Raw genomic sequence first — 12,948 nt, 5'->3', positions numbered from 1 at the left:
AAGATTATTGACACTACCTTTTTTTGCAGAGCCAACAGCACCCGCACCGCAGAGCCTGGCGCCTGGGTGGCCTCCTGGATAGCCCTCTAATGGGCGTTGAACATATCGGCCAGGCGCTTGGCCGTATCCACCGCAGAGGCAGCTGTCTCCCTCACACCGGCCAGGAAAAACTCCAGCCAGGCCTCCCAGTCACCCTCCAGCCGCACCTTTTGCAGCAGATCATAGTAGCGTTGCCGGTGGGCCTTCAGGTAGAGGCTCAAGTAGAGAAGGGGCTCGTTCAGCACCCCTTCCTCGCACAGCAAGAGAGCGATAAGAAGGCGTCCCACCCTGCCGTTGCCGTCCAGGAAGGGGTGGATGGTCTCGAACTGCACATGCGCCAGGGCTGCCTTGACCAATACCGGCATGCGTTGGGGCTTATCGTGCAGAAAATTTTCCAGCTCCCCCATACAGCCCATGACTTGCTCTGGAGGCGGCGGCACGAAGACCGCTCTGCCGGGGCGGTCACCGCCTATCCAATTTTGGCTGCGGCGGAATTCTTCCGGCTGCTTGTCGCTCCCCCCCGCACGATGGAGCAGGACCTGGTGTATTTCCTTGATCAGCCGCAAGGACAGGGGAAAGTCCTCTTTGAGCCGGGCCAGCCCATGATCAAGTGCGTCCACGTAATTGGACACCTCCCGCACGTCGTCCAGGGGGACCCCTGGCTATTCATCGTTTTCATAGAGCAGCAGATAGGATAGCGAGGATTGGGTCCCCTCGATCTGGGAGGAGAGCACCGCCTCCTTGCGTACGCACATGTAAATGAAGAGCCCGGTGGAGGGCAACAGGGTGGAGAGGCTGCTCAGCCTGCCAAGGGCAAACAGGCATTGGCCCATGGCCTCCTGCAAGCCCGGCCCCATATGTAACTGCGGTTCCGGGGGCAGAGGATTGGGCAGATAGGCTCGGCAAATCTCATTGCCCACGGTAGAGATAGTGTGGTAACGGCCTTGTATATTCCGCTGCACTCAACCCTCCCCGATTTAAAGGTTCTTTAATTTGACCAGTTGAAATTAAAGAACAGCGCGAAATCTTTAATTCGCCAAGTTGAATAGGATAGTGGTGAATCCCTCTTATTGGCCATTCCGGTGGCGACTAACCGGTGAACTGCCTCCCAGGCAGCTTAGAATTAATAACCCCCCGCAGGTGATTATCCAATCGCGAACTGTTCCAGATAAAATGCGGATTATGAATCCGGATCTCGGAATTTGGAATCTTCCCTGGCGGGCCGCCGGGCCTTGTTTTTTGGGGATGCTTGGTAGACAGATTTTGCCGGTGAATTCCAGGGGGAATACTTTTTGCCATCGCGGTGCGGGCTCGTGCTGTATGCGTGGTCGTCTGCCCAGCGAAATGAAAATATCGGAACCCATACCAAGAGGCGGCCTGAATCCAGAGAATTACAGCCCGGCAAACAGACCGTAACCTTGCGGGATCCAATTCTTTTGGTGAAAAGCCGAAGCCTTGTCCGTAGTTAATCTCAACTGGTTGAAATTTTCAATTGCATTCGGGTTTCCCACAGGGCAATTCGGAGCTGTTTCCTCGCATCGGTTAATTATTTAATCCTAATTTATTTATAATGCAGTAAAAGTTGTATATTGAATCAAACTATATTATAAATTATATACAATTGAGCCTGCCGGGCCCCGCCGGGCCAGGCAGGCATCTGGCAGGGTAGTAGAACTCATTAAAGTGGGAAAAGCGCCTGGGCGTTGTTAAGGAGTGCAACTACTTATGGGCAACAGCGTCATCCCACCAGATCGGCCCGGCAATTACGCCCCATTGGAAGATATCAATTGCAAATCAGATATGGCCAGCTGCACACCATTACATGAAGAAAACATGAGACCATCGGTCTTGCCTGGGAAATTCGGCTCATTCACTTTTTCCTATTCGGCCGACAAGGGGCATGATCTGGAAAGGCGCCTCCGCTTCGACGACGCGGGCAACATGGTGGGAGAAGCGGGCTCGATTCAGTTTGTCACCGTCAAGCCGGGCTTTCACATACTTGCAACTCGAACCAACCCCGGCTTCATGCCCTCTTACTCATTTGACCTTCAGAACATGCCTTTAACCTTTTCTTTTTGTCTGAGCGGAAAGGTGGATATCAATTTCAATGGCTGCGGGAGCAGGCGGCCCGCATCTTTTCTCAACCAGCGCGGCGTCAATGCCCTTATGTGTCTGGATCAGTCAAGCGGTCATAGTCACTATCTGTCCGACGAGGTCTCCAACTCGGTGAGCATCCTCTTGCATCCGGATCTCCTGGCAGACTACTGGGGTAAGGAAATGGCCGCGATTCCCGAAGAATGCCACAGAATTCTGCGTAAACGAAATCGACTCCTGACCCTGCCCATGACTCCGGAAATGCATCAGGTGACGGCCGAGGCCTTCAGCTCCCGCTATCAGGGCTCCGCGGCGCGGCTGCATTTGGAAAGCTGCGCCTTGGAGCTCCTGGCCATGCAGACCGACCGCCTGACGCGTGACCGCCTTTTGAACAGGCCATGCCTGAATCGGCCGGATGAGGAGCGCATCAGGGCCGCTGCCGAGATCCTGATTGAGAAAATGGCTGATCCGCCCACCATTTCCACCTTGGCCGGCCAGGTCGGAGTCAACGAATCCAAGCTGAGGCGGGGGTTTAAGGAAGTCTTTGACCTGCCACCACTTCAGTTTCTCATGCATCAGCGCATGACCCGCGCCAGGGAACTTCTGACCAGCCGCAGCCTGGATGTCACCCAGGCAGCCTCCAATGTGGGCTATACCAACGTCAGTCACTTCATCATCTGCTATAGAAGGGTTTTCGGGGTTACCCCCGGGCGCCACAAGACCGGGCGCACCAGTTACTGATTCCCCTCAACGCAGTGCCGGGGAAAAGGCTGAGCCCTTCATGCCTGGCCCGGATCATTTTTCATGAAATATCCATAATCCTTCACGCCGTTATTCGAATCCGGTCTTTTGGTATTCGAATTCAGTCTTTGTCCTTTCCCTGACTTGATCTCTGAACTGCGCCCGTTTAAATGAGACTCCTACAAACAATTTAAGGGGCCACTAATGAAACTGACCATTCAAAACTTGTCAAAGACTTACGCCAATGGGGTTCAAGCCTTAAAAAATGTCAACCTGACCATTGGCAAAGGCATGTTCGGTCTCCTGGGACAGAACGGGGCCGGGAAATCCACTTTGATGCGCACCCTGGCCACCTTGCAGGACGCGGATAAGGGAGAGGTTTTCCTGGGAGACACCGATGTGTTCAAGGAGCCGGGTAAAATTCGGCAGACCCTGGGGTACCTGCCCCAGGAATTTGGCGTGTACGACTCCATGTCCGCGGAGGAAATGCTGGATTATATCGCCCTGATCAAGGGGGTTTCGAAAAGGGCGGAGCGCAAGGCGCTGGTGGAATATTTACTGGACAGGGTGAATCTCTACGCAGTGCGTAAAAAAAGCCTTAACAGCTATTCAGGCGGCATGAAGCAGCGTTTCGGCATTGCCCAGGCCCTGGTCGGGAAGCCGGAGCTGATAATCGTGGACGAACCCACGGCCGGATTGGACCCGGAAGAAAGAACCCGGTTCTACAATATCCTGAGTGAGTTGGGAGAAGAGGCGATAGTCATTCTTTCCACCCATATTGTGGAAGATGTCACTTCGTTGTGTTCGGACATGGCAATCATCGGCGGCGGTGAGGTTCTGGTTCATGACACCCCCCAAAAGATCATCAAAGCGGTGGAAGGAAAATTATGGGTCAAGGAAGTTGATCGAAGCGGGCTAAGCGCCTGTAAAGAAATGTTTCCTGTAATCGCCGTTCATATAAAGCAGGGCAAAACGCGCATCCATGCGTTCAGCGATACGGCACCGGATGCATCCTTTGAGCCCAAGCTCCCCGATATGGAAGACGCCTATTTCGCGGTCATCGGGGGGTGCGCCAACCTGTCAAAAACTCCCCTGAACGCATAGGCGGTGGATGATGCTGAGTTTTATTGCCCGTTTTGAACTGCGCTACCACTGCAAAAAAATCCACACCATTCTCTTCTTTTTTCTGCTGGTCTTTCAAGGTGTCTGGTACATGATCGGCGTCAATGACCTGTTTGCCAACAACAGCATTCATCTCAACGCACCGGCCGTTATTTATAGGAACTTGGCGGTTATGGGGATTATCCTGTTCGCCATCACCGCTATTATCTCTGCCGGGGCCTTGGCAAGGGATTTGGAGTCCGGTGCGGCCAATATCATTTACCCCGCCATAATCCATGAAAAAAAATATTTTTTGGGGAAGTATATCGGGGTCATGCTGGCCAATTTCGCGGTGGTTCTGGGCTATCCGCTAGGAATATTGCTTTTCCCCTTTCTTGGGATCGGCTCCCCGGAGCAGTTTGGCCCCGTGCCTGTGGGCCAGATGGTGCATGGATTTTTTCTTTTCACAGTTCCGAATCTTGTTTTCCTGGTCACCTTTGCCGTTTTTCTGGTAGTGATGTTCCGCAAAGCGGCTGCCGCCTACCTGGGTGTTCTGTTGATTTGCATATTGTTTCTGCTTTCGACTTCCGCCCGAAAAGATTCCCTCTATCCCCTGATAATCGAGTTGCTTGATCCTTTTGGATATTGCTCGGTGGAGAGCATAACCGACAAAATGGATGTGTTGGAACTCAATTCCGCTTATCTGCCCGTTACACCCACCCTGCTGCTGAACCGCTTGATTTGGGGCGCAATGTCTTTGTTTTTGTTTGTGACGGCGCTTCTGAAATATAATTTCAAAACTTTTACAGCCCGCTTTGTTAAAAAGAGCCCTGGGAAAGAAAACGCGGTCAACTCCTTTTCGCAGGCCGGGCAACCTGTTTCCCCGGCTATGAAACAAGGGTTTGCGTCCCACCTGGTCAAGTCTCTGCAATTGACCGCAAGCGATATGAAAAACATTTTGGGCTCTCCCATCTTTCTGGGCATCACGGCGACACTCTTCCTGATGTTTTTGGGTTATAATTTTTTCTGGACGTCCGCCTATTATCTGACCACTTCCCACCTGCCGTTAACTTCGGTCATGACCTATATCAGGATTCCCATGCTGGTGGTGATCAGCCTCATCTTGCTGATTCTTTCCGGGGAGCTTTTATTCAAGGACCGCACCGCCGGTGTATGGCAGATCGTCGATGCCATGCCCACCCCTTCCTGGGTCTTTGTGTTGTCTCGCTTGTTGGCCATGGCGGGCGTTGCCTTTCTTATTCTTTCCCTGATTTTTGTGGCGGGGGTCCTCTCTCAATGGGTAATGGGATTCACCGATATTGAATGGGGATTGTATCTCCGGGATTTATACGGACCGCGGTTTGGCTGGCTCACTTGTTTGCATATCATCAGCTTGGCGTTTTTTTGCGGGGCTTTTTTTAGCAGCCGGTTGCATGGGCATATTGTTTCCATTGCCCTGTTTATTTTTATCTCCATGTCCGTTGATTTTAAATTGATCGAGCAGTTGCGTTTTGGCTTCCCTTTTGTTCCAGGCGTTTTCGGACCGGAAAAGTACAACTATTCGGAGATGAACGGATATGGAGTGCTGGATGCGGGCCTTGGTTGGTACGCAGGAGCCTGGACAGCCTTGGCCGCTTTTTTCTGCATCTTCACCCTACTGTTGTGGAATCGCGGGGTGAATAGAACCGTTAAGGAGCGCTGGCAGGTGCTGAAACAGACCTTGCGCACGTCCGGCGGTCGGGCTTTGGCGGCTTCCATGATCTGCTGCCTGTTTCTGTTTGGCTACTTTCAGTACGGCATCCATGAAAACCTGGTCGTCAAGGCCGGGTATCAGACAGATGCGCAAAAGGAGGCCGAATCCGCGGCCTACGAGAAAAAATATTCCCAATACAAAGAAGCGCCCCGGCCCAAGATTACGGATATGGATCTGGTCTTGAACCTTTTCCCCAAAAAAAGAGAGGCAAACTATACGGCCCGACTGGTTTTGGAGAACAAAACAGCCGAGGCTATTGATGCCCTGCATGTGGACTGGGACAAAAAATTGATACTGAGAAAGTTAGCCGCCTCAGATCATGACCTTGAAAAGGCTGAAGACGACCAGCGCCTCAGGCATGCCGTCTATCGCTTGCAGCCCGCTTTGGGCCCAGGCGAAAAAATGGGCCTGACTGTCAAGGCAAACCTGGCCTATAAGGGGTTCCACCAATCGGAGTATCAGGGAGACCTAACCTATAACGGAACCGTTCTGGGCACTGATTTTCTGCCTCTTTTCGGCTATGACCGTTCCCGTGAACTCACCAACAATAAAGAGAGGCTGCGGCAGGGGCTCGCCTTGCTGGATTCCCGCATGGACAAGGCAAACAACGCCTTTTCCAGGGGCAATCGTTTCGAATCTCTCCAATCGGATGCCTTGACCTGGAACATGGTGATCTCTACCGATGGGGATCAAAGCATTGTGGGGCCGGGGAAAAGAATAAGGACTTGGCAAGAGGGGGGGCGCAGCTACGCCCGATTCTGCTCGCAACGTCCTGGGGCAATGGATTTCAAGATCATTTCCGCGCGTCTTATGGCCAAAGAGTTCGAGTGCCGGGGAGTGTGCTGCCGGCTGTTCCATTCCCCTTGCCATACATACAACCTGTCTGTTTTTAAAGATGCCGTGGAAAAGATTGTCCCCTGGCTCACCAGGGAGTTGGGGCCATATCCCTACAGCCAGCTACAGGTGGTTGAAAAGCCTTTCTATGATGACGACTTTGTTTCCTATGCCAATGTAACCGCCATTTCGGAAAGCCGGGGCTGGACGGCAGAGATAAAGAAGAAAGAAGACGGAGAATATATTTACCTGATTGTGGCGGAACAGCTTGCCCGGCAATGGATCCTCGCCTCCTTGAAAGTGGCGGACGTGCAGGGCGCGCAATTTTTGACCGAATCCATGGCCAGGTATTACGCGTTCCGGTTCATGGATGAGTTTTTGGGGCGTGAACAAACCCGTAAATGGCTAAACCTCGCCTACAAAGATTATGAAAAAGGCAGGGGCGAGGAGGGCATAGAGGAAAAGCCCCTGCTCCTGGTGGACAGGGCGTCTTATCTTTCCCGGCATAAAGGGGGGCCTGCCTTGTACGCCCTGACCCAACGAAGCGGGGTGAAAACCTTTGACCATTGGCTGGCCAAGTGGATAGCCCAGGCCGGTAATAAGCATGGTTTTCTAACTTCCGCTGATTTTTATAAAGGCCTTAAGTCCTTTCTTCCCGCCGATCTGCACCCCTTTGCCCGGGACTGGTTTGAAAAACGCGTTCAGTACAAGCTGTCTCTCCGTGAGGTTCAAGCCAAGGATCGGAAGCTTGCCCTCACCATCCTGGCCGCCAGGCAGGAATATGGCGGAAAGAGCTGGGCCGGGGAAGTGCCTTTTTCTACGCCGCTTGAGGTGGGGCTGCTGGATGAATCCGGAAAAATTAAGACCGTCAAGAAGATCATGGTGCGGTCTGGTGAGCATGTTTATAGCTTGGATTGCTCCTTTAGGCCCTCGGCGGTGATCCTTGATCCGAATTATTGGCACTTGCTGGGAAGCAGAACAACCTGCTTCAAGAAAATATAAAATTTTGCGCAATCCTCAGCTTTCAACGCTTAGGGGTTGAATTTATTTATTCCGTAGTAGAGGGGAGTTGTCTTGTTTTTTATATTGAAAAAAGGCATTACACTGGGGTTGGCCGTCGCGTTGCTTGGCTGGATGACCTCGCCCGCATTAGCCAAAGAGGGCGGGGCCGGTAATTTCCAGTTGGAGACCATGGAGGTTTCGGCTCAGAAACGTACGGAAAATGTCCAGGAGGTTCCCATTTCCGTGGACGTTATTGACGAAGTGGCCCTTGAAGAGGCGGGTATCCGGCAATTTCTCGAACTCAACCGAGTGGTGCCGAATCTGACCATTTCCAGCTCCGGAGGGGCCACGACCTATTCTTATGTCGGCATAAGGGGCCGGATTTCTTCGGGCACGGATGTGGACCCCACGGTAACGCTCCTGGTGGACGGCATTCCCTATGACGACTATGGCAGCCTGGGCGCCAACCTGCTATTCGATATCGAGCGGATCGAGGTGTTGCGCGGTCCGCAGAACACCATGTACGGCCTGAGCAGTGCGGCCGGAGTCATTAATATAATAACCAAAAAACCCGGTGACACGTTGAGAATACGCGCCAACGCCGAAGTCGGAGGCGGCTCGGAGTACGGAGCCGCAGGTCTTGTCAGCGGTTCCGTGAGCGGCCCCCTGGTCCAAGGTGTCTTGGCGGGCGGTCTGTCCTTCATGGCCCTGGGGGACCAGGGCTATGTCAAAAACGTCTATACCGGCGACACCTATAACTCCACAAACAACATGGCCGGCCGCGGCAGCCTGGTGTGGACCCCCACCGACGCCTGGGAAGTGACTCTGGGCCTGTCCCATACGGATTACGAGAGCGATTACGGGATGCTCAACCTGCCTTTGAACGGCTCGGCGGCAGCCTCCTTGGGACAGAATTACCTGGGCGACTGGGAGCAGGACCTGGATTGGGACGGATCAGGGTCGGTCAAAACCACGGGGGCGAGCCTGCATGCCCAATACGAAGCTGGACCGGTGACCGTGGTCTCTGCCACCGCCTTTCGCGACACCAGCCAGGAGTTTGACGCGGACTACGATCTGACCCGCCTGCCGCTCATGTACGGCTTTTTCAGTAACGACAGCCAGAGTTTCAGCCAGGAACTTAGATTGCAATCCCCGGACGGGGAGGATTCGCCTTTGCAATGGCTGGTGGGTTTTTTCCATAATTCCTTTAACCGCGATGTGGCACTTGGGGTCGCCGGTAATCCCTATGAGCGCACCGCCATGGTGAACTCAGAGCTCAAAGGTGCGAGCAATTCCGTATTCGGCCAGGGCACCTACCGGTTCTGGGAGCGCAAACTGGGCCTGACCCTGGGAGTCCGCCAGGAATGGACCAACCGGGAGCTCCACGACAAGATGGGTGCTCTGCCCGACCTGGATAAAACAGACTCCCAATTCCTGTCCAAGTTCGCGGTGGACTACCGCTTCTCTCCCCTGGTCATGGCCTACGCCAGCCTCACCCAGGGGTGGCGGAGCGGGGGCTACTTCAACATGTCCAGCTTCACCACCGACCCGGAGATGGTTAAGTTCGAAAAGGAAACCAGCTGGACCTATGAATTGGGCGCGAAAACCCAGTTCCTGGGCGGCCGTCTCCTGGTCAACGCGGCCCTGTTCCACACAATTTACGATGATTTCCAGGACAAGGTCATGACAAGCTCCCTGCAGTCTTACCTGATGAACGCCGGAGAGGTGCACATGTCCGGCTTTGAGCTGGAGAGCAAGGCCCACCTGTCCGATTGCCTCGTCTTGACCGCTTCCGTCGGGTATGTGCACGGCGAGTATAAGGATTTCACCGACAGTAAGGGGGACTATTCCGGCAACACCGTGATATCAGTGCCTGATTTTGACCTGAACCTGGCTCTCAAGTATTCGTTTCTGGATGGGTTCTACGTCCGTCCCGAGGTGCAGGGAACAGGTGAGATCTTTTGGGACCACGCCAATACGGCCAGCCAGGACCCCTACTACCAGTTGAATTGCCGGGTGGGATACATCAAGGATCAATGGGAAATATACGCATATGGCAAGAACCTGACCAATGAGTATTCTTTTGTCCACGCCTTTGACATGTTCGGCAACGGCGAATGGTTTGGCACTCCCATCACCCCGCTCATGGTGGGTATAGGCATAAGCTGGAACTTCTGATCCTCCGCTCCTCCCGCCGCAACCCCGGATTCGGGAAGTTCGCGGCGGGAGGCGGACCAGACCTCGCAACGAGGGGCGCCGTGCAATGCTTTGCAATCACTTTGGCGACTTGGTCGATGATGTCGGTCACCTGCCTCTACTGGATTTCAGTAAGGTCAACAACGTCTGAGCATGAAGCGGAAACCCGCGCGCGTACAGCCGACAGAGACTGCTGTATTCAGCCGGACGGCAGCTTCAAGCTGTCTCGCGCAGGCACCCTTCAATTCTTGCCAGGTGGGCAAGTCACTTTGCTTGGCGGCGGGTTGTTGCAAAACAACCTGGATTAGGAAGCCTTGTTTGTTTATGGTGGGCGCGCTCTCGTTTCAACCCCCTGGTTTCGGCGCAAGGCGGCGGGGCAGGGTGCTTGCTAAAGCCAGGAATCGCTGAATTAAAGAGTCGGTAAACGATTAACGAAAAAATACGGAAAAGGTCAGGAAATAGATAAATGGACATTTTTAAATTGGCATGGCTCTCTCAGTCACGCTTGAATGGCAGGTTATAAGTTTTTCGAGTTTCAACCCACTTATATGCGATTACTATAATCGTGGGCCAGAAGACAGTATTAATCAGGTCATGGACGCTCGCAAACCAGCGCATATAACCAAGCAAAAGCAAATCATCACGCAGATCCAGAAATTCCATGGCGCCCGCAGCCATGAATACCGGCAGCAAACTCAAATAGTCCAACCGGCCCCGCCTCCATATGAATACGGCCAAGAATAAAACCATCAACCCCATATGTATATGGATTGCATCCTTGGATAGAGGCAGAACCTCGAGGATGAGGGACTTGAAGCTTTGATACCCGGAACTTTCCATACTATCCAACTTACTCATAAGGCTTAAACCACCGGTGCGGCGTTTTAGGGCGTCCCGTTATTTTTGTGGTTGGCGGGCCGTTGGCCGAAGCTTAAAAATTAGAAACCGGCTCATCGCCCCGGCAAAAAAGGCCTTGCTTCCGATTCCGGTTGTCGTCTTTGGAATAAACGCCTGTAGATCAACAGATTATAGACGAGTTGGAGGGAAAACATGCCATACAGTATTAAATACTCTCCTTGATTATCCCATCCGGTTGCTGTCTCATGGGCGATCTCATCCGCCATTACTTTTTCCCCTGTCATCATCACGACACAAACAATCCCGAGTCCGAATAAAAGAGGATCGAACGCTCTTTTGTGAGTGTTCTTGAATTGTCTCCGGCCAAGCCAGGAGAGGGATGCGATATTAAACAGCAAGATGAATATCATGCCGATAAGCATGATCAGTTCCACCAGGGCAAGTGCCCCTCCCATGGAGAATACCTGATCACGAAACACCCACATACTGACGAGAATGAATACGAGGAAGGCCGTGGCGAGGTTGTCCAGCCAGAATAAGGCGCTCGTAAACCCGATTTTGAGCTTATTCATACAGAATATCTCCTTGCCCCAAAGGATCTGTAAATATTGGCGCTGCGTCTTCCGGTTCGGTTGCAGTCAACTTTAATATACTCGAAAACGGGTATCTCAATTCAATCCTGAAAAACCTGAATGCTGCTCATTCTTCATTCATTGGCTTTTCCAAGGCAAAGCGGTAAGCTGGAATTCAAAAGTGTTGGAAAATCAAAGCATGACTTATTGCTTTTTTAAAAAGCACCCCCCTTACGAACTATTTTAATTCGGGAAAAACCATGGTAACTCCCGTCACTCCCCAGCGAATCCAGCAAATCAACCAGGCGCCGGTTAATCCCTCGGGCGAGTATGTGCTCTATTGGATGACAGCCGACAGGCGCAAGAGCTATAACGCGGGCTTGCAAAGGGCTGTGGCCTGGGCAGAGGAGTTGAATCGGCCGCTTTTGGTTTTGGAGGGTTTACGCCTGGACTATCCCCTGGCCTCGCGCAGGTTGCATGCCTTTATCCTGCAGGGCATGGCCGATAATAAAGAGGCCTTCTCCACGGAAAGGGTCTTTTACTATCCTTTTGTGGAAACCAAGAAAGGCCGGGGCAAGGGGTTGTTGGCATCGCTCTCTAAAAGGGCCTGTATGGTGGTGGCCGATGTTTTCCCTTGTTTCTTTTTGCCCCGCATGCTCAAAGCGGCTGGTCGAAAACTCAAGGTCGGGCTGGAGGGGGTGGATTCCTGCACCCTGATGCCCCTTGGCCTGCCTGGCCGGGATTTTCCCACGGCCTACGGCTATCGCAGGTTTTGGCAGAAAAACCTGCCGGACCAATTGAGCCTGCAACCAGTGCCTGACCCGCTGCAAGGAACTGAATTGCCGATTTTGGCTGATTTGCCGCCTGAGATAAAAGATAAATGGCCCCAGGCTTCGAAAGAGGCCCTGGAGGCTGGGGATTCCTTTCTCTCCGGCCTGGATCTGGATCAAAAGATCAAAGAGGTTCTGCTAAAAGGCGGAGCCAAAGAAGCAGGCAGGGCGCTTCGGCGGTTTATAGACCAGGGCCTGGATAGATATGACACAGAGGCGCGCCAGCCCTCTTCCGGCGCATTCAGCGGGCTTTCGCCTTATCTGCATTTTGGCCATATAGCGCCCCAGGAAATATTCCATGCGGTGGTTAATAAAGAGGCCTGGCTGCCTTCCGGCCTCATAGCCCCGTCCAAGGGGCAAAGAGAGGGCTGGTGGGGTATGAGCCCCGGAGCCGAGGCCTTTTTGGATCAGCTCATAACCTGGCGCGAGCTGGGTTATATGTTCAGTCATTATCGGACGGATTATGCTTCCTATGAATCCCTGCCCGACTGGGCCCAAACCACCCTGGCCCAACATGCCGGAGATCCCAGGCCCCATCTTTACAACATCGAGGAGCTGTGGCAGGCCCGGACCCACGATCCCATCTGGAACGCGGCCCAGACCCAGCTTTTAAAAGACGGGGTGATCCACAATTACCTGCGCATGCTCTGGGGCAAGAAAATTCTCAAGTGGAGCCCCACGCCCAAGCAGGCTTTTTTGGTGATGAAGGAGCTTAACGACCGCCTGGCCCTGGACGGCAGGGACCCAAATTCCTACAGCGGCATCTGTTGGGTCTTGGGCAGGCATGATCGGGCCTGGGGGCCGGAGCGCCCCATATTCGGCAAGGTGCGCTACATGACCTCAGAAAGCACGGCCCGGAAACTGAAGCTTAAGGAATACCTGGCCGCCTATGGTCAGACAGGCGGCCAGGCGGGACTGCCTTTTTGAT

General features: G+C 53.2%; 7 protein-coding genes and 1 pseudogene. 5 read left to right on the top strand and 3 right to left on the bottom strand.

All coding sequences use genetic code 11. From position 1 onward, the window contains the following. Positions 1 to 95: 95 nt before the first annotated feature. Positions 96 to 1,001: pseudogene (locus X474_RS27550) on the bottom strand (Fic family protein); the annotation flags it as partial. Between the two features lie 871 nt (positions 1,002 to 1,872). On the opposite strand from X474_RS27550, the gene X474_RS24905 reads away from it, so the two are divergent. The 4 genes from X474_RS24905 to X474_RS24890 all read left to right on the top strand — a co-directional run bounded on the left by X474_RS24905 (position 1,873) and on the right by X474_RS24890 (position 9,742). After that, positions 1,873 to 2,874, top strand: coding sequence for a helix-turn-helix transcriptional regulator (locus tag X474_RS24905; protein ID WP_197282270.1), 1,002 nt, complete (start codon positions 1,873 to 1,875; stop codon positions 2,872 to 2,874). 204 nt (positions 2,875 to 3,078) lie between these two features. Continuing rightward, entirely contained in the window at positions 3,079 to 3,978 is a 900-nt protein-coding gene (locus X474_RS24900; protein WP_044352792.1) for an ABC transporter ATP-binding protein, read from the top strand. 7 nt (positions 3,979 to 3,985) lie between these two features. After that, the gene (locus X474_RS24895; RefSeq protein ID WP_156360929.1) at positions 3,986 to 7,564 is read left to right on the top strand and encodes a hypothetical protein; all 3,579 of its coding nucleotides are present in this window, start codon (positions 3,986 to 3,988) and stop codon (positions 7,562 to 7,564) included. Between the two features lie 72 nt (positions 7,565 to 7,636). Continuing rightward, the gene (locus tag X474_RS24890) at positions 7,637 to 9,742 is read left to right on the top strand and encodes a TonB-dependent receptor (RefSeq protein ID WP_044352790.1); all 2,106 of its coding nucleotides are present in this window, start codon (positions 7,637 to 7,639) and stop codon (positions 9,740 to 9,742) included. A gap of 513 nt (positions 9,743 to 10,255) precedes the next feature. On the opposite strand, the gene X474_RS24885 is transcribed toward X474_RS24890, so the two are convergent. Then, positions 10,256 to 10,618 (bottom strand): hypothetical protein, encoded by a 363-nt coding sequence (locus X474_RS24885; protein ID WP_052515624.1) that lies wholly within the window; start codon positions 10,616 to 10,618, stop codon positions 10,256 to 10,258. A 92-nt stretch (positions 10,619 to 10,710) separates the two neighbouring features. Then, the gene (locus tag X474_RS24880) at positions 10,711 to 11,190 is read right to left on the bottom strand and encodes a hypothetical protein (protein ID WP_044352789.1); all 480 of its coding nucleotides are present in this window, start codon (positions 11,188 to 11,190) and stop codon (positions 10,711 to 10,713) included. A gap of 260 nt (positions 11,191 to 11,450) precedes the next feature. Here X474_RS24880 and X474_RS24875 point away from each other — a divergent pair, with 260 nt between their 5' ends. Then, positions 11,451 to 12,947 carry a cryptochrome/DNA photolyase family protein gene (locus X474_RS24875; RefSeq protein WP_044352788.1) on the top strand — a complete coding sequence of 499 codons (1,497 nt, stop codon included), beginning with the start codon at positions 11,451 to 11,453 and terminating at the stop codon, positions 12,945 to 12,947. The last annotated feature ends 1 nt before the right edge of the window (position 12,948 follow it).

It is taken from the genome of Dethiosulfatarculus sandiegensis, from assembly GCF_000931935.2.
GTDB classification, from domain to species: domain Bacteria; phylum Desulfobacterota; class Desulfarculia; order Desulfarculales; family Desulfarculaceae; genus Dethiosulfatarculus; species Dethiosulfatarculus sandiegensis.
The sequence above is the reverse complement of the archived record's forward strand: the minus strand, read 5'-3'. Positions and strand labels throughout refer to the sequence as shown.